The sequence below is a fragment of the Pedobacter sp. NO84 genome (assembly GCF_059703915.1).
Genome location: NZ_AP046575.1, coordinates 4,004,692 through 4,021,411, shown reverse-complemented (window position 1 = coordinate 4,021,411; position 16,720 = coordinate 4,004,692). Strand labels below are relative to the sequence as shown.

The following is a 16,720-nucleotide window of genomic DNA, read 5'->3' as shown; positions in this document are numbered from 1 at the left end:
TTTATGAAAGTTTCTAAAATTTTACTGTTTATTGTTCTTTCAGTTGGCGCATTACCTGCTTTGGCCCAACAATTTAAAATTAATGGCATTACCGAAGGTATAGTCGATCAAACCTGGCTCTACTTAAAAACTACAGACGAGGTTAAGCTTGATTCTTGTTTAGTAAACAATGGAAAGTTCGAACTTAAGGGGAAAATCAATCAGCCTCAGCAAATGGTAATGTTGCATGATGCCAAGCTCACAAACTATGTATTTTTCTGGCTTGAGCCTAAAGAAATTAATGTTTCACTTAAAAATGGCGAATTTAAAAAGGCAATCTTTAAGGGCTCTGCTACACAAGATGAAAGCGTTCGTTTAGCTACGCTGTTGGAGCCAATTAGAAAAAAAAGAGATAGTTTATCCCTTCTGCTTAGAACTGTAAAAAATGATCAGGGAAAAACAATGGAAGCCTATCAAGCTGTAGGTACACAAGAACAAGAATTTTTCCAAAATTATGTCAAAGACAATCCAAATCAGTTGATTGCAGCAAATGTATTAAACGTTTACTCGAAATCTTGGGGGAAAACTAAGACTACCGAGCTGTATACTAATTTAACTAAAGCAATAAAAAATAGCAAGGAAGGAAAGGACATTTATAATTTTATAACTTATAATCAAGAAATAAGCATCGGTAAAAAATATGCAGATTTTGAGCAAAAAAATGCAAATGGAGAAAATGTTAAACTCTCTAATATTAAGGCAAAATACATTCTATTAGAATTTTGGGCTTCTTGGTGTGGGCCCTGTCGTGGAGAAAATCCAAATTTGGTAAAAACATATAACGCCTATAAAGATAAAGGATTTGAAGTTTTAGGGGTCTCAGCTGATAATGATAAAGCTGCCTGGCTAAAGGCGATTAAAGACGATCAATTGCCCTGGCAAAATGTATGCGATTTAAAAGGCGATAAGAATGTTATCGTATTGATTTATGGAGTTAGTTCTTTTCCAACCAATTATCTAATCAATCAGAATGGAATTATTATAGCAAAAAACCTTCGTGGAGACGATTTAAAAAAGAAATTAAGCGAGCTATTGCCTTAATCTTTCATCGCCTTACTTGGACAAGCAAAATCGGTTCGTTTGAGGCTAGTCTCTTTTATTGCTCCATAACCGCCTGCAATATCTATCACATTGTCAATTCCTCGAGCTTTTAAGATTGAAGCAGCTATCATAGACCGATAACCCCCTGCACAATGGATATAATAGGTTTCATTGGGATTGATTTCGTTTGTCCAATCGTTGATATAATCTAGAGGTCGGGTTAAAGTAGCTTCCAAATGTTCTGCTTCATATTCGCCTGGTTTGCGTACATCCAAAACATTAATATGTTTATCCTCATTTATCAAGGTTTCGAACGCTTCTGCAGAGACAGATTCGATTACATCCACTTCTTTGCCTGCATCCTGCCAAGACTTTATTCCACCTTCCAAATAACCGATAGTATGATCGTAGCCTACTCTTGCCAACCGCGTGATGGCTTCTTTGGCCATACCATTTTCGGTAACCAATAAGAGCTCCTGTTTCAAATCAGTAATTAAAGCTCCCACCCAGGGTGCAAACTGGCCATTTAATCCAATATTAATGGAATTTGGGATAAATCCCTTTGCAAATGTTTGCGGATCTCGGGTGTCTAAGATCAATGCACTTGAATGATTTGCTTTGATCTCAAATTCTTGTGGGGATAAGGCAACCATTCCCTTCTCAAAAACATCATCAATGCGATCATATCCTCCCTTATTCATTGCTGCATTTTTTGCAAAATATTGCGGTGGAGGCAAAATCCCGTCTGTAACCTCTTTTATAAATTGCTCTTTAGTACTTGCTTTTAGTGCATAATTCACTTCCTTCTGATGTCCTAGCGTATCAAAGGTTTCTTTGCTCATGTGTTTGCCACAAGCAGAACCTGCTCCATGAGCCGGGTAAACGATCACCTCATCAGCGAGTGTTAATATTTTATGATGGAGAGAATCATATAATGTCGCCGCCATATCCTCCATAGTTAGGTCTCCTTTCTGAGCTAAGTCTGGTCTACCTACATCGCCAATAAACAAGGTATCACCCGTAAAAATGCAATAATCTTTGCCGTTTTGGTTCCTTAACAGATAAGTTGTCGATTCTAAGGTATGGCCGGGAGTATGCAGGGCGATAATTGTCAATTCTCCGACATTAAATTGTTCGCCATCTGCGGCGATATGAGCATCAAAATTAGTTTTTGCTGTAGGGCCATAAATAATGGTGGCGCCAGATTTTTCTGCCAAATCTATATGTCCGGATACAAAATCCGCATGAAAATGGGTTTCGAAAATATATTTTATAACAGCCCCATTATCTTTTGCTTTTTTAAGATAGGGGTTAATTTCACGAAGCGGATCAATGATTGCTGCCTCTCCATTACTTTCAATGTAATAAGCGGCTTCCGCTAAGCATCCTGTATATATTTGTTCGATTTTCATAGATATGCGTGTGCGTTAAGCGTGTGGCGTTTGGCGTTAAGCGCTAAGCGTAGTCCAATTACTTGCAAAAGTAACGCTAATATTTTTAAACGAAACGATTTATGAGCATAATTACAGAAGTTTTACGCAATAGGAGGCATAGAGCTGAGAGCTGTAGCAGAGGGTGTGTGGCGTATCATTGAAACTAATTGGTTAATTCTCCGGCGATGGAAACTTCCAATAGTTTTTTCACTTCAGCTGTGCTCAATTTTTGTCCTAATAAATACATTAATTTGGTAACGGCGGCCTCAAAAGTTAGATCATAACCACTAATTATTCCCATTTGCTGCAATTTTCTACTGGTTTCATAAAGCCCAAGCTGTACAGAACCACCCTTACATTGAGAGATATCCAGGAAGATCTTATCATTACCGATTGCCTCCTTTAAACAATCAATAAACCATGGTGCTGTGGTAGTGTTTCCAGAACCAAAAGCCTCTAAGATAATCGCATCAGCACCCGAATCTATAATTGCCCTCACCGCGGTTTCTGTAATACCCGGGTACATTTTTAGCACGCCTATATTCGAATTAAATGTGGTATGAATTCGAAAAGGCTGGGTTGGAATTGGAAGAATATAATTTGGATAGAAGGAAAGACTTACTCCCGCCTCGGCCAGGATGGGGTAATTTGGAGAGATAAAGGCTTCAAATTTTTCGGAATTATATTTAATAGACCTATTGCCACGGAACAACTGATAATCGAAATAAATGCAAACTTCAGGTACCATCGCATTCCCATCCTTTTTGGTGGCTGCAATTTCTAAAGCAGTAATTAAATTCTCCTTTGCATCCGTTCTTATCTCTCCTATCGGTAACTGCGACCCGGTTAAAACTACCGGTTTAGCTAGATTTTGGAGCATAAAACTTAATGCCGCAGCAGTAAACGACATCGTATCTGAACCATGCAAAATTACAAATCCATCAAATTCCTCGTACTTATCCTTAATCAACGTTGCTAAAGCTGCCCATACGGATGGATCCATGTTAGAAGAGTCCAAAATTGGATCGAAGGAGTGCACAGATAAGTGGTAATCCAACCGGGCCAATTCGGGTACATTCTCTTTAATCTGTTCAAAATCAAAAGGAATTAAGGTGCCTGTTTTGGCATCGTTAACCATTCCGATGGTACCTCCGGTGTAAATAATAAGAATTTCTGTCATTGGTTAAACAAATATGCAGATTTTCTAACCGCAAAGAAGCAAAGACCGCAAAGAAAATAAAATATTCCATGGTCATAAATGGTTAACAACTCTTCGTATACCATCCTTCAATCTTAAAGCATTAAAATTCATCAATAACCCAAGTTTGTAGTTCCCCAGCTTAAGATAAGTTAATGTCTGGGCTAAATGAATATCATTTAAATTGCTTACACTTTTGAGTTCAATTACTAGTTTGTCTTCTACTAATAAGTCGATTCTGAAACCACAATCTATCTTAACATCCTCGAAAATTACAGTCAGTTTTTTTTCCTTTTCAACCTTAAACCCTGCTTAAGCAATTTTGTAAAATAGACATTCTCTATAAACACTTTCTAGCAGTCCGGGTCCGAGGGCAGTATGGACTTTTATTGCCAATCCGATTATTTCGTTCGATAGTTCATCTTCAGTCATGCTGTAATCTATTAAAAAATTATAACAAACTGAAAATCAATTGATTAATTTAATTATTACGCAAATTATTTAACTTTTCTAAAAATTCTTTACCTCCATCGCAGCCCTTTTAGAGTTATTCGCAAGCTCTGTATTTGAAATACTAAAACAATCTTTACGACCTTTGCGGTTTAACATTCTTATATCCCGAATACCTTCTTCGAATTCTCTGTGGTTACTTCCGCAACTTCGGCAACGGTAATATTATAGATCTCCGCTACTTTTTGGGCGATATGGCTGAGGTAACTGCTTTCATTGGGCTTGCCACGAAATGGCACAGGAGCTAGGTATGGAGAATCGGTTTCCAATACAATGTCTTTCAAATCAATATCGGCCAAAACCACATCCAATCCAGCTTTTTTATAGGTAACTACACCTCCTATTCCCAAGTAGAAACCCAAATTAATGGCTTGTTTGGCTTGTACTAAATTGCCCGTAAAGCAATGAAAAATACCCCTCAATTTTTCGTCATTTAATTCTTCGAGCACTTCAAATACTTCATCAAATGCTTCACGACAGTGGATTACGATGGGTAAATTTAATCCTTTGGCCCAATTGATTTGCGTTTTAAACGCCTGTTGTTGAATAGCTAAGGTTGTTTTATCCCAATAAAGATCAATTCCGATTTCGCCTATGGCATAAATTTTTCTTTGGCCTATACTATTATAAATGGTGCTAAGCTGTGTTTCAAAATCATCACTTACATCACATGGATGCAAGCCCGCCATGGCAAAACAATTTTCGGGATACTTAGACACAAGATCATCAATCATTTTGATAGATGCCACATCAACATTAGGCAGGAACAGGCGTTTCACTTCATTTTCGAAACAGCGCTGCATTAAAAGTGCTTGTTTGAGTTCGTCTGTTTCGTAATAAAGATGGGTGTGGGTATCTGTTAAAAGCATGCACAAAGGTATTAATTATCAGCTCTTGCCATTAAAAATCTTGTGACAAAAAAAGCCCCGTCCAAGTAATGAACAGGGCTAATTTATGTAATTAATGCTTATTTCTGTACTTGCGGTGCGGTAGCCGTTGGCATTGCAGCAGCAGGAGCCATAGGTTTTCCTTTTATGATGTCAAGAATCTCGATCTCAAAAGCGATTGGAGAATAAGGTCCAATTCCTGCCGGCGGGTTACCTTGTTCGCCATATCCAAGTTTTGAAGGGATTAATAGGGTCGCTTTACCGCCTTTACCTACTAAGCTTAAACCTTCAGAAAAACCTGGTACAGTACCACCGATTACCATTTTGGTTGGACCAAATGGATGACCCACATGAAGTTTATTTTCTTGAGCTAATTTCTCATCACTTGTATCGAAAACTTTATATTTTTTATCTCTGTTTAATTTTGTTGAGCTACCTGTGTAATTTACCAATACAGTATCGCCATTAACACCTTTTTCGCCACCTGGCTTAGTCATAACATACATTAATCCGCTAGGGGTTGTAGTTACTTTAAGGTTTTTATCAGCGATATAAGCTTTGATTTTTCCATCTTCTGCAGCTTTCATTTTATCAAAAGTTGCTTTATAATCTGCCTGGAAATATTCGCCTGCTCTTTTTTGGAAGGTAGAATCCGCTTCACCAGCTTTCTTTTTAAATACTTTTTCAACCTTGATGGTGAAAGTGATGTATTTATCATTTTTAAATTGCTCAGGCTTAGGCTGTTTGCTGTAAAAAGCCATTGTGTCTAAGTTCACTTTAAACGTTGCGCTATCCCCTTCTCCAAATAGCAACAACACATCATTGATATCTCCGCTGTATGTTTTCTTCGAAACTGGGAATACTTGTGCCAATTCATTATCATAAGTGGTCATCATGATCGAATCTTTGTCGTTTTTTTGAGTAAAATGCATTTTGATCACATCGCCAACTTGAATTTTATCTTTTCCTTCACTATGGTGGATGGTATATAATAGACCACCTGGACCTTTTTTTTCTCTGTTACAAGCCGCCAAACCTAAAGTTGCCGCTAAAAGAATTACTAAACTTTTTTTCATTTATTTTTTGATTTGTTTTTTAATGGTAATGAAGCTATCATGATTTAACTCTATGATTTGTGATTTAAAATCATGATGGTTTCATTATTGATTATTATTTGATTTTTAAACTATTGTAATAATTGGGTTTTATATTCTGGTAAGATAGATTTAAATTTTTCAATGGTTTCAGTTAAATTCACATCAGAAGCACCTCCAGCAGCATTTCTATGCCCGCCACCAGCGAAGTATTTTTTACATATCTCATTGGCTGGGAAATCCCCTGTAGAGCGTAAAGATAATTTAACTTTATCAGTTCTTTCTATAATAAATGCAGCTAAGTTAATTCCATTAATAGAAAGCGCATAATTTACGATGCCTTCTGTATCTCCTGTAGCAATATCGTACTTTTTTAACTCCTCTGCCGAAACGGTAATAATTGCGGTATTAAACTCTCTTAGTATCTCTAACTTATTGGATAAACAAAATCCTAAAAAGCGGAGTCTATTTTCTGAAGCATTGTCGTACACCAACTGGTGGATGCGCCAGTGCTCAGCCCCTAAATCTATCAGATCAGCTGCGATACGGTAAACTTCTGAAGTGGCTGATGGAAAGCGAAACGAACCAGAGTCGGTCATAATGCCCGTATATAAACAAGATGCCACATCTTTATTGATTAAGCTGCCCTCGCCAAGTTCGTTTAAAATGAAATCATAAACCAATTGGGAAGCTGCACAGGCATTGATATTCCAATGACGGTAATCATCGAAATCTTCTGGCTCCAAATGATGGTCGATCATTACCTTTACTGCGCTTGCGTTACGGATATGCTCGCCAAGTTCATTTATTCTGCTCAATGTATTAAAATCGCAACAGAATATTAAAGAGGCTTCATTAATTAATGCAATCGATGTTTCTACCGCCTCAGTATAGATCACTACATTGGAGTTATTGGGAAGCCACTGTAAGAAATCAGGGTAATCTGTAGGTGTAACTACAGTTACATGGTGCCCTTTCTGAATTAAAAAGGCGTATAAACCCAAAGATGAGCCCATTGCATCGCCATCAGGTTTATGATGCGTTGTAATGACAATTTTTTGAGGCGTACTTAATAGTGTTTTTAATTCGAGAATGGATATCATAATTTTTCGCCTGCAAAGCTAATAATTTTAGATTTAATTGACACCTTTTATTCGTCAAGCTTTAATGTTATGTTTAAAAATCGTATTTTTGCAGAAAATTTGATTAAATAAAGATGAGTACAAATAGAACATTTACCATGATTAAGCCAGATGCCGTTGCTAACGGACATATGGGTTCAATTATAAATGACATTACCAAAGCAGGTTTTAAAATCATTGCTTTAAAATACACAAAGCTAACTCCAGAAAGTGCAGGCGAATTTTATGCAGTTCATAAAGCCCGTCCTTTTTATAACGACTTGGTAAGTTTCATGTCGTCGGGACCAATTGTTGCTGCCATTTTGGAAAAAGACAATGCAATTGAGGATTTCAGAAACCTGATCGGTTCAACCAACCCTGCAGAAGCTGCAGAAGGAACTATCCGCCAGAAATATGCCAAATCTATAGACGCTAATGCTGTTCATGGCTCAGATTCTGATGAAAACGCCCAAATTGAAGGTGATTTCTTTTTTAGCCCAGCTGAGCGTTTCTAAATTTCCTTAAAACTTACGAAGTCTTAAGACTTCGTAAGTTTATTTCGACCTTAATTTATTGAAATGAAATCACTATTCATAACCGCACTAATCGCTACAATCGGATTAAATGCACAGGCACAAAATGTAACCAAAAATACTAAAGCGCCCGTAAAAAAAATCATCACCCCAGCAAAAACCCTGGTAAAGCCGGTCTTATTTAAGACTACGCTCGACTCTGCGTGCTATGCTTTAGGGCTAAATGTTGCGAGCAGCTTTAAATCAGGAGGGTTAAATACTATAAATTACGAGCTCTTTAACAAAGGGATGCGTGATATTTTCGCAAAAGCCACCCCTTCTTTAAGCCAACAACAAGCACAAGAAGCAATTAATAATCTGTTTACGAGCTTTACTAAGCAAAGAGAAGCAGAGGCGATGAAAGAGTATGCGCCCATCTTAAAAGAGGGAAGTGATTTCTTGGCAGCAAATAAGGTTAAACCTGGTGTTAAAACTACGGCTAGCGGACTACAATATGAGGTAATTAAAGAAGGCGATGGGCCAAGCCCAAAAGCTAGCGACATCTTTGTTGCCCATTATACGGGAACCTTGCTTAACGGTACCAAGTTTGATAGTTCGGTTGATAGAGGCCAGCCTTTGGAATATCCTGTAGCTAAAGTTATCCCGGGTTGGACAGAGGGTTTACAATTAATGAAAGTTGGTTCTAAATATCGTTTTTATATCCCCTATCAATTAGCTTACGGAGCTTCGGGTAACGGTCCGGCAATACCTCCATACAGTACATTGATTTTTGATCTAGAATTACTAGGGATAAAGTAATAAATTTTAAATACCTATGGGCTTTTAAAAACCTCATAGGTATTTATTTTAAAACTATTTTGTGTAATGGTCTGTTTTAATCGAACATTAAAGCAAAATAGCATGAAAAAATATAGTCTCTTAGCAGTTGTTGCACTTATTGCCACCACTTTATCTAGTTGTGAAGTAATCGGCGGAATTTTTAAAGCTGGCGTTTGGTCTGGCGTAATTATCGTTGTTATCGTTTTGGCCTTAATTATTTGGCTTATCTCAAAAGTTTTTGGAGGCGGAAAAAATTAATCTTCCCGATAGTTTTCGGGAAACTATTATCAAATTAGCTAATCGGCTAATTTGATAATTATAAGAACACCAACTCGGTAATCACTTCCGAGCCCGCCCGCTCATTTAATTTCTCGATGATCCCGGTACGTACCATTAGTAGTTCGTTTTTGATAACTGATGATTCTATCCGGACAAACAATTTTTTTTGACTTACATAAATCTGTGTGGTCCGATTAGCTACCGCTGTTCCCATCAACTCCGGCCAATGTGCTACTACGCCAGTTTCGTCAAACTTTCCCCGCAAACGGTAAACGGACAGCATCTTTGTGATGGCATCCTTTAAAGTGATATCGTTGGGCTTACGCATGTTTTATTATTCCATTATCTACTTCAAACAAAGTTACGTCAACTTTTATCTCTTTAAAAACGGATACTACCCTTTCTTTTCCTGTGTCTGTGATAAAAATCTGACCAAAATCATGGTGGGAAACCATTTCCATTAATTTGTGTACACGGAGATCATCCAATTTATCAAAAATATCATCCAATAATAGCAAAGGTTTAAAGCCCTTAAATTTTTGTAAGTAGCTATATTGCGCCAACTTTAAAGCAATTAAAAATGATTTTTGCTGTCCCTGAGAGCCAAATTTCTTTAGGGGCATTTCGCCTATGGCAAATAACAGTTCGTCTTTATGGATCCCCACTGTTGTACGTTCCAAAATTTTATCCTTTTCTATCGACTGACCCAATAGGCCTTCAAAATTTTGGTCGTTCAATTGGGACTGATAATTTAAAGAAACGTGTTCTGCATCATCTGTAATGTAACGATAATGTTTATCGAACAAGGGAATAAAGTCTAATAAAAACTCCTTGCGCTTCTCAAAAATCTTATTTCCCGACAAGATGAGCTGTTCATCCAAAATCTGAAGCAAAGTAACATCCAATTTTCGTGTTGCTGCAACTTGTTTAAGTAAAGCATTTCGATTTAAAAGGTGTTTATTATAAACAATAAGTTCGTCGAGATAATTGGAGTCTGTTTGAGAAATTACGTTGTCAATAAATCTTCGACGCTCCTCGCTCCCATCCATGATCAGATTTACATCGTATGGCGAAATCATAACCAGGGGGAAAAGTCCAATGTGATGTGCCAATTTATCGTATTCCTTTTTGTTGCGCTTAAATTGCTTTTTTTGATTTCGTTTTAATCCACAGGTAATCTTCTCATTTTTCTCTTTTCGGTCAAAATCACCTTGTATCAAAAAAATATCCTCGTTTGCTTTAATTTGCTGGCTATCTATAGGGTTAAAATAACTTTTGCACAGGCATAAATAATGGATAGCATCCAGTAAATTGGTTTTACCAGCTCCGTTATTGCCTACAAATACATTCACCGTTTTAGCGAAGGTGAGTTCGGCCGATGAATAATTTTTAAAATTGAGAAGTGTAATGTTTTTTAACCACATAGTGTATGCTTCAAAGATAAGTTTTTGTAACCGTATTGCGTAGTGCGATATGCGTATAGAGAGCTGTTTCAGCCCTGATTTATCGTATATTATGCAACCAATCTCAATACGCTATACGCTATACGCTATACTATCTAAACGCCCTGCGCATTAAATAGTTAAAAAAGAGGTTGATACTTTGATTGAAAAACGTATTTTTGCAATCCTTAATTTTTTAAATAAAATGTCTACAACAGAGAAAGAAACAGATCAATCCGTAAGAAAGGGTTCCTTTGTACAAGAGAATACCAAAAGCTTAATTTTTATCGCTGGAGCAATAGTGCTTTTGATTTGTATTTATATATGGTACCAAAGTGTGTATCTAACCAACAGGGCTGAAGAAGCAGCGGGAAAAATGTACAAAGCAGAACAATATGTAGGGATAGATTCTTTATCAAATAAAGCAATCAATGGTGAAGGTGGATATGATGGCCTCGAGAAAATTGCCGAAGAATACGATAACACAAAATCAGCTAACTTGGCTAACCTATATTTGGGTGGTATTTATTTACGCAAAGGCGAATACAAAAAAGCTATCGAATCTTTAGGTAAATATTCTGCTACCGGCAGTCCGGTTATTGATCCCTTAGCTTTAGGACTATTGGGCGATGCTTATAGTGAGTTAAAAGATTTTAAACAAGCTGCTACTTATTATAAGAAAGCAGCCGATAAAGCCAGCAATAAATTTACTTCACCAATGTTCTTAAAAAAACTGGGGCTAGTTAACGAAAACCTGAAGGATTTCAAAGCTGCAGAAGAGGCATATACCAAAATCAAAACACAATATCCTGAGAGCCAGGAAGCCAACATGATTGATGAATATATTGGCCGTGCTCAAGCACAACAGAAATAATTAGTTAATCTATTAATTAGCTAATTAGCTAATTGGTTCATCTTAACATGGCAACACACCTTAAAAATCTATCCGATTTTTCACACACCACTATCCCTAACGGGGAAGCCTATAAAATAGCAATCGTTGTAGCAGAATGGAATGCTAAAATTACCAGCGCACTTTATAATGGGGCTTACGATACCTTAGTTAAACATGGCGTACTAAAAGAAAACATCGTTTCTATGGCGGTACCGGGAAGTTTCGAATTACCTGGGGCTGCAGAAATCCTCTTAACAAAAAACGCAGGGCTTGATGCCGTAATTTGTATTGGTTGTGTAATCCAGGGCGACACTAAACACTTTGATTTTATCTGTGATGCTGTTGCCAATGGGATAACAAATGTGGGGATTAAACACAGTAAGCCAGTTATATTTGGGGTTTTAACTACAAATGATGAGCAACAGGCCTTAGACAGAGCAGGAGGGAAACACGGTAATAAGGGGGATGAAGCTGCGATTACCGCCTTAAAAATGGCTCATTTTTCTGCAACAATTTAATTGTTGCTTTGTTATTATAAAAAATTTGTACTTTAGAGCTTTAATAAGGAACTAAAAATTAATTGATGAAAAAGGTTGCTATTCTATTGTTGGTTGTGTTTTCTGCTATCGCGATATTAGAATCTTGCTCTTCTCGTCTTTGTCCTGCTTATAGCTCTTATCCGGAAGGAAAAAGAAGAAGAGGAGCATAAAATGCAATGGATAAATCTGAGCAACCCTAATCAGGTTGCCTCAATAAAAGAGAGCATAGGTTATAGTGTAATTTTTAAACACAGCACCAGGTGCTCTATTAGTTCAATGGCTAAAAGAAATTTCGAGCTAAACTGGGATGTTATTCCAGAAAATACCTCATTTTATTTTCTTGATTTAATTGCACATAGAGATATTTCAGCACTTGTTGCAGAAACATTTCAGGTTCATCATCAATCACCACAGGTCTTACTGATTAAAGATGGCGAATGCATCTTAGATTCTTCACATAGTGATATTTCTGCAGATGAGATTGCCGAGGAAATGAGTCAGTAGTCCATAGTTGATAGTCCATAGTCCATAGATAGGATTCATCCTTTTTTCTACAAATAAGCATGCTCAGTAGCCGGTCATGGATACTCAACTTGGTGTGAAGGCAGAGGAAATATTCCGATTTTTTTTAGTGGTTAGCAGGGTTATTCAGGTGTTCATAGCTAACGGAAAAATAAATGAACTATATCTCTAACAACGAACCCTTCGCTCCCAGTCCATCATTTATCAACCATGAACTATTAACCAAGTTCAACCTCCATCTCGCAGCCTTTTTACAACATTTCAACATTCCAACTTCCAACATTTCAACTTATCCCGTATCTTTGTTCTTATGATCGAACTTCCGGTAGTTCCTGCTATTTCTGAAAAACCACGAAAACCTGATTGGTTGAGGGTAAAACTCCCTATTGGCAAAGAATATGCGCAAGTTAGAAGTCTTGTTGATACCCACAAGCTACATACCATTTGCGAAAGTGGTAATTGTCCAAACATGGGAGAGTGTTGGGGTGCTGGAACAGCAACTTTTATGATCCTTGGTAATATTTGTACCCGTTCTTGTTCTTTTTGCGCCGTAGCTACAGGTAGGCCTATGGCTGTTGATACCGACGAACCTAACCGCATTGCCAATTCGGTAAAGCTAATGAACGTTAAACACTGTGTAATCACTTCGGTTGATAGGGACGACCTAAAAGATGGTGGTTCTATTATATGGGCCGAAACCTTACAGGCTATTAGACGAGAAAGTCCAGATACAACGTTAGAAACCTTAATCCCAGATTTTAGGGGTCAATGGGATAATTTATACCGTGTACTAGAAGAAAGACCAGAAGTGATGTCGCACAATGTGGAAACCGTAAGACGGTTAACCAAACAAGTGCGGATCCAGGCAAAATACGATAGGAGTTTAGAAGCATTAAGAAGAATTTCCGAATTTGGACTCCGAACAAAAACCGGTATTATGCTTGGCTTAGGCGAAACAGAAGCTGATATTTTAGAAGCAATGGATGATTTGGTTGCGAACGGTGTACATATTTTAACTCTGGGACAATATTTGCAGCCCACTAAAAATCACCATCCCGTTGTTGATTGGATTCATCCTGATCAATTTGCCAAATACAAAGAAATTGGTTTGGCTAAAGGCCTTCGATATGTTGAAAGTGGTCCATTGGTACGTTCATCTTACCATGCCGAAAAGCATCTTTTTATTTTTTAGAGATTTACGTCTTAAGAAAACAAAAATTTCTTTAAGCGTGTTATAGAATCTGTATATTAGTAACCTTGACAACTACAAAAAAAATATCTCTATCTGAGGAGGAACTGGTTAGCGCATTAAAAAGTCGGGATACTATTGCAATTAAAGCATTGTATGATATGTATTCAGGCGCTTTACTTGGCGTAATTTTACGTATTGTAATCCATACCGAAGTGGCCGAAGACTTGTTGCAAGAAACTTTCGTTAAGATTTGGAATTCCTCAGGTAGCTACGACCCATCCAAAGGCCGTTTATTTACGTGGATGATGAATGTTGCACGTAATTTATCAATCGACAAATTGCGTTCCAAAGACTTTAAAAATTCCAGTAAAAACCAAGACATAGAAAATAACGTAGATTTTATTGACGAACAAAAAAAGGTGAGTTTTAATGCTGATACCTTAGGATTAAAAGATTTGGTTACTACGCTTAAGCCAGATCTTAAAAACGTGCTAGACATGGTATATTTTAAAGGGTATACACATGTTGAGGCAGCAGAAGAACTGAATTTACCATTGGGTACCGTGAAAACCCGTGTAAGAATGGCGATATTGGAACTAAGGAAAAAATTTAATTGAGGTGGAAGAAATACAATCATATATCGAATCTGGGGTACTTGAACTTTACGTTTTAGGGCAGTTAACTGCACAAGAAAATGCTGAAGTTGAAGAAATGGCTACCAAGCATTCCCTTGTAAAAGCAGAGATTGCGGCGATAGAAATTGCTATGGAAGCGTATGCCCTAGAGAACGCCATCTCGCCTTCAACCCCTGCTAGAGACCGGATCCTTGCTCAATTTGATCCAGAAACTTCGAATACCGATGTGAATTCTAAAATTGTTCCTTTATACGAAAATGTAAATGATGTAAAGGTTAAGGTTTTACGTTATGCACTTGTGGCATGCATCGCTTTATTGGTAATTAGTGTGGCTACCTTATATTCTCTTTATCATCAATTGAATAATGCGCATGAGCAGATTGCGAACTTAAGTACAGAGAAACAACAATTTGTAAAAACGGTTTCTAAATTGAAGTTTGATAAAGCTGGAATGGAAAACCGAATTGCAATGACCGAGACTAACGAATGGTCGACCATTAAATTAGCAGGTGTAAAAGATTCGCCCAAAGCGAAAATGTTGGTTTACTGGAATAAAAACAATAAAAATATCCTGATTAACTATGCCGCAATAGATTTACCTAAAACAGATCCCTCGCACGAGTATCAATTGTGGGCCATGGTTGACGGTAAACCCGTGAGTTTGGGCGTTTTTGGTATGGATGAAAATGCCACCGCAGCAGTGAAACAAATGGATGCTATCCAAAAAGCTCAAGCATTTGCAGTAACGATAGAACCTAAAGGTGGCAGCATAAATCCTACTATGGAAAACATGCTTGTGATGGGAGCCATCTAGTTTTCGCTTCTCGAATGATTACACCAATTTTTTAGTTAAATCCTTTAATTTTCCAATCTTCTTTCATCCAACTCCCACTCTCAACTCCCGACAACCCCCTCATCACCCTTGGCACCTCTCTTGCCACCTCGCTAGCGGTTACAACATAATTCTTTTTTGCCAACCTATCGCCAGCCTTTCCATGTAAAAATGTGGCTAAAATTACGGCATCGGCCGAAGTGTAGGATTGAGCCACTAATGAAGTGATCATTCCAGTTAAAACATCTCCCATTCCTCCTGATGCCATTGCCGGGTTTCCAGAGGGATTGATTACTACTTCGCCTGATGGCAAACAGTTAAATGTATATTGATTTTTAAGCACAATGATCAAATCTCTGGCACGAGCCTCACTTAAGGCAGTCTCTACTCTTTCCCACCAATTTTTATGCTCTCCAAACAACCGATCAAATTCCTTCATGTGTGGTGTCAAAATACTTTGAGCAGGTAGTTTATCCAATAGATCTTTCCTATAACTTAAAATTGCTAAGGCATCGGCATCTATAACCAGTGGTTTTTTTAACTCGATCAACAGTTCGAACAGGTATTCACTTTCTTCATCTACTCCTAAACCTGGGCCAATCGCCACAATATTAAATTTTTCGAAGGCCTCAAAGGCTAAATATTTAGTACGTGGCAATGCCATCACCTCTGGTAAAGCCGTGTTTAATGCTGTCAATCCGCTTTCAGGCAAGCAAACCGTAGTTAATCCTGCACCGGTATGGAGGCAGGCCGTAGCGGCTAGCAAGGCGGCTCCCATGGTGGTCGAGTTGCCTGCAACAAGTAACGCATGCCCGTAGGTGCCCTTGTGGCTGAAATTTTTTCTCCGCTTAATTAACTTTTGTATGGACTCTTTAGTTGTCAATTGCCAGCTTCTCGGTTGCTCGGAGATAAATTTTTCGTCGAGACCAATGTCTAGTACTTTAAACTCGCTCAATGCTTTTAGGGATTCAGGAAAGAAAAAATTGATTTTAGGACGCTGAAAAGTAAGGGTTAAAGATGCATGTATGCCTTGGTATTCCCCATCAAGTGGCCCTTCAGTATTTAATCCAGTGGGCACATCCACAGCAATAACTTTCGTTTGAAGTTGATTAACATAAGTGGCCAGTGCGGCAAATTTACCGGTAAGCGGCTTGTTCAGACCTGAACCTAAAATCGCATCTATAATAACTGCGGCACTCTCCAATTTTAGGTTCTCGGGTTCAGTGATAGTAAAAAAGGAGATTTTATCCTTTACCAAGCGCTTTAAGTTTTTTTTAAAATCATCGCTCTGCTTGGTCGAAAAGTCGATGCGATAAATAGCAATCGACTTATATCCTGCCTTAATCAGTAATCTTGAAATTGCCAGACCATCGCCACCGTTATTGCCCTGGCCACATAAAACGGATATTTGGGTGGTTTTATTTTTTACTTCTTTTTTGAAGGCTTTTACAAATGCCAATGCTGCTTGCTCCATTAAATCTATTGATGAAATGGAATGATGTTTAATAGTATAAGCATCAGCCTCTTGCATTTGCCGAGAAGTTAATAAGGTTTGCATGATACTAAGTTAGGTTAAATCATAGGTACTAATACGAATTAAATTGTTTGATTGCTCTATTGTTAAATTGCTGCATGATTCAGAACCCCCAACAATACAACAATCAAACAATTTAGTATTATGATCCATGTTAGTGCAAACCTTTGCGTAA

The 16,720-nt window shown here is 37.7% G+C and carries 18 protein-coding genes and 1 pseudogene; 10 read left to right on the top strand and 9 right to left on the bottom strand.

What is annotated here, in order from left to right:
* Positions 1–3 precede the first annotated feature (3 nt).
* Complete coding sequence (locus AC6H0V_RS17805) at positions 4–1,080, top strand: redoxin domain-containing protein (RefSeq protein ID WP_497561553.1); 1,077 nt, start codon at positions 4–6, stop codon at positions 1,078–1,080.
* Here the strand turns inward: AC6H0V_RS17805 and AC6H0V_RS17800 are convergent.
* The 6 genes and pseudogenes from AC6H0V_RS17800 to AC6H0V_RS17775 all read right to left on the bottom strand — a co-directional run bounded on the left by AC6H0V_RS17800 (position 1,077) and on the right by AC6H0V_RS17775 (position 7,305).
* On the bottom strand, positions 1,077–2,492 hold the full coding sequence (locus AC6H0V_RS17800) for an MBL fold metallo-hydrolase (RefSeq protein WP_497561552.1): 1,416 nt from the start codon (positions 2,490–2,492) through the stop codon (positions 1,077–1,079). The two genes, AC6H0V_RS17805 and AC6H0V_RS17800, sit on opposite strands and share 4 nt — an antisense overlap.
* Positions 2,493–2,676: 184 nt before the next feature.
* On the bottom strand, positions 2,677–3,693 hold the full coding sequence (locus AC6H0V_RS17795; RefSeq protein WP_497561551.1) for an asparaginase: 1,017 nt from the start codon (positions 3,691–3,693) through the stop codon (positions 2,677–2,679).
* Between the two features lie 72 nt (positions 3,694–3,765).
* Positions 3,766–4,143, bottom strand: a pseudogene (locus AC6H0V_RS17790) (GxxExxY protein).
* 179 nt (positions 4,144–4,322) lie between these two features.
* Positions 4,323–5,090, bottom strand: a complete 768-nt coding sequence (locus AC6H0V_RS17785) for a TatD family hydrolase (protein WP_497561550.1) — start codon at positions 5,088–5,090, stop codon at positions 4,323–4,325.
* Between the two features lie 98 nt (positions 5,091–5,188).
* The gene (locus AC6H0V_RS17780) at positions 5,189–6,184 is read right to left on the bottom strand and encodes an FKBP-type peptidyl-prolyl cis-trans isomerase (protein WP_497561549.1); all 996 of its coding nucleotides are present in this window, start codon (positions 6,182–6,184) and stop codon (positions 5,189–5,191) included.
* 110 nt (positions 6,185–6,294) lie between these two features.
* Positions 6,295–7,305: a DHH family phosphoesterase gene (locus AC6H0V_RS17775; protein ID WP_497561548.1), complete on the bottom strand. Its 1,011-nt coding sequence runs from the start codon at positions 7,303–7,305 to the stop codon at positions 6,295–6,297.
* A gap of 113 nt (positions 7,306–7,418) precedes the next feature.
* Between AC6H0V_RS17775 and AC6H0V_RS17770 the strand changes: the two genes are divergently transcribed.
* The 3 genes from AC6H0V_RS17770 (at position 7,419) to AC6H0V_RS17760 (ending at position 8,933) form a co-directional block, all read left to right on the top strand.
* A complete protein-coding gene (locus tag AC6H0V_RS17770; RefSeq protein WP_497561547.1) occupies positions 7,419–7,838 on the top strand; it encodes a nucleoside-diphosphate kinase in 420 nt (139 codons plus the stop codon).
* 63 nt (positions 7,839–7,901) lie between these two features.
* Positions 7,902–8,654 carry a BamJ family beta-barrel-assembly machinery protein gene (gene bamJ / locus AC6H0V_RS17765; RefSeq protein WP_497561546.1) on the top strand — a complete coding sequence of 251 codons (753 nt, stop codon included), beginning with the start codon at positions 7,902–7,904 and terminating at the stop codon, positions 8,652–8,654.
* Positions 8,655–8,756: 102 nt separating this feature from the next.
* Positions 8,757–8,933: a hypothetical protein gene (locus AC6H0V_RS17760; RefSeq protein ID WP_497561545.1), complete on the top strand. Its 177-nt coding sequence runs from the start codon at positions 8,757–8,759 to the stop codon at positions 8,931–8,933.
* A 58-nt stretch (positions 8,934–8,991) separates the two neighbouring features.
* Here the strand turns inward: AC6H0V_RS17760 and AC6H0V_RS17755 are convergent, their stop codons facing one another.
* Positions 8,992–9,282 (bottom strand): DciA family protein, encoded by a 291-nt coding sequence (locus tag AC6H0V_RS17755; protein WP_497561544.1) that lies wholly within the window; start codon positions 9,280–9,282, stop codon positions 8,992–8,994.
* Positions 9,275–10,378 (bottom strand): DNA replication/repair protein RecF, encoded by a 1,104-nt coding sequence (gene recF, locus AC6H0V_RS17750; protein WP_497561543.1) that lies wholly within the window; start codon positions 10,376–10,378, stop codon positions 9,275–9,277. The genes AC6H0V_RS17755 and recF overlap by 8 nt, the downstream gene beginning before the upstream one ends.
* 223 nt (positions 10,379–10,601) lie before the next feature.
* Between recF and AC6H0V_RS17745 the strand changes: the two genes are divergently transcribed.
* The 6 genes from AC6H0V_RS17745 (at position 10,602) to AC6H0V_RS17720 (ending at position 14,993) form a co-directional block, all read left to right on the top strand.
* Positions 10,602–11,270: a tetratricopeptide repeat protein gene (locus AC6H0V_RS17745; protein WP_497561542.1), complete on the top strand. Its 669-nt coding sequence runs from the start codon at positions 10,602–10,604 to the stop codon at positions 11,268–11,270.
* Positions 11,271–11,317: 47 nt separating this feature from the next.
* Positions 11,318–11,809 carry a 6,7-dimethyl-8-ribityllumazine synthase gene (ribH, locus tag AC6H0V_RS17740; RefSeq protein WP_497561541.1) on the top strand — a complete coding sequence of 164 codons (492 nt, stop codon included), beginning with the start codon at positions 11,318–11,320 and terminating at the stop codon, positions 11,807–11,809.
* A 192-nt stretch (positions 11,810–12,001) separates the two neighbouring features.
* Positions 12,002–12,334, top strand: a complete 333-nt coding sequence (gene ytxJ, locus AC6H0V_RS17735) for a bacillithiol system redox-active protein YtxJ (protein WP_497561540.1) — start codon at positions 12,002–12,004, stop codon at positions 12,332–12,334.
* 328 nt (positions 12,335–12,662) lie between these two features.
* Positions 12,663–13,544, top strand: coding sequence for a lipoyl synthase (gene lipA / locus AC6H0V_RS17730; RefSeq protein ID WP_497561539.1), 882 nt, complete (start codon positions 12,663–12,665; stop codon positions 13,542–13,544).
* A 65-nt stretch (positions 13,545–13,609) separates the two neighbouring features.
* The gene (locus AC6H0V_RS17725) at positions 13,610–14,161 is read left to right on the top strand and encodes an RNA polymerase sigma factor (protein ID WP_497561538.1); all 552 of its coding nucleotides are present in this window, start codon (positions 13,610–13,612) and stop codon (positions 14,159–14,161) included.
* Position 14,162: 1 nt separating this feature from the next.
* Positions 14,163–14,993: an anti-sigma factor gene (locus tag AC6H0V_RS17720; RefSeq protein WP_497561537.1), complete on the top strand. Its 831-nt coding sequence runs from the start codon at positions 14,163–14,165 to the stop codon at positions 14,991–14,993.
* A 31-nt stretch (positions 14,994–15,024) separates the two neighbouring features.
* Here the strand turns inward: AC6H0V_RS17720 and AC6H0V_RS17715 are convergent, their stop codons facing one another.
* Entirely contained in the window at positions 15,025–16,569 is a 1,545-nt protein-coding gene (locus AC6H0V_RS17715; RefSeq protein WP_497561536.1) for an NAD(P)H-hydrate dehydratase, read from the bottom strand.
* Positions 16,570–16,720 lie beyond the last annotated feature (151 nt).

What these genes read in the sequence shown, in the direction of transcription:
- AC6H0V_RS17805 (WP_497561553.1), top strand. Translation starts at nt 4, where the DNA reads ATGAAAGTTTCTAAAATTTTACTGTTTATTGTTCTTTCAGTTGGCGCA.
- AC6H0V_RS17800 (WP_497561552.1), bottom strand. Translation starts at nt 2,492, where the DNA reads ATGAAAATCGAACAAATATATACAGGATGCTTAGCGGAAGCCGCTTAT.
- AC6H0V_RS17795 (WP_497561551.1), bottom strand. Translation starts at nt 3,693, where the DNA reads ATGACAGAAATTCTTATTATTTACACCGGAGGTACCATCGGAATGGTT.
- AC6H0V_RS17785 (WP_497561550.1), bottom strand. Translation starts at nt 5,090, where the DNA reads ATGCTTTTAACAGATACCCACACCCATCTTTATTACGAAACAGACGAA.
- AC6H0V_RS17780 (WP_497561549.1), bottom strand. Translation starts at nt 6,184, where the DNA reads ATGAAAAAAAGTTTAGTAATTCTTTTAGCGGCAACTTTAGGTTTGGCG.
- AC6H0V_RS17775 (WP_497561548.1), bottom strand. Translation starts at nt 7,305, where the DNA reads ATGATATCCATTCTCGAATTAAAAACACTATTAAGTACGCCTCAAAAA.
- AC6H0V_RS17770 (WP_497561547.1), top strand. Translation starts at nt 7,419, where the DNA reads ATGAGTACAAATAGAACATTTACCATGATTAAGCCAGATGCCGTTGCT.
- bamJ (WP_497561546.1), top strand. Translation starts at nt 7,902, where the DNA reads ATGAAATCACTATTCATAACCGCACTAATCGCTACAATCGGATTAAAT.
- AC6H0V_RS17760 (WP_497561545.1), top strand. Translation starts at nt 8,757, where the DNA reads ATGAAAAAATATAGTCTCTTAGCAGTTGTTGCACTTATTGCCACCACT.
- AC6H0V_RS17755 (WP_497561544.1), bottom strand. Translation starts at nt 9,282, where the DNA reads ATGCGTAAGCCCAACGATATCACTTTAAAGGATGCCATCACAAAGATG.
- recF (WP_497561543.1), bottom strand. Translation starts at nt 10,378, where the DNA reads ATGTGGTTAAAAAACATTACACTTCTCAATTTTAAAAATTATTCATCG.
- AC6H0V_RS17745 (WP_497561542.1), top strand. Translation starts at nt 10,602, where the DNA reads ATGTCTACAACAGAGAAAGAAACAGATCAATCCGTAAGAAAGGGTTCC.
- ribH (WP_497561541.1), top strand. Translation starts at nt 11,318, where the DNA reads ATGGCAACACACCTTAAAAATCTATCCGATTTTTCACACACCACTATC.
- ytxJ (WP_497561540.1), top strand. Translation starts at nt 12,002, where the DNA reads ATGCAATGGATAAATCTGAGCAACCCTAATCAGGTTGCCTCAATAAAA.
- lipA (WP_497561539.1), top strand. Translation starts at nt 12,663, where the DNA reads ATGATCGAACTTCCGGTAGTTCCTGCTATTTCTGAAAAACCACGAAAA.
- AC6H0V_RS17715 (WP_497561536.1), bottom strand. Translation starts at nt 16,569, where the DNA reads ATGCAAACCTTATTAACTTCTCGGCAAATGCAAGAGGCTGATGCTTAT.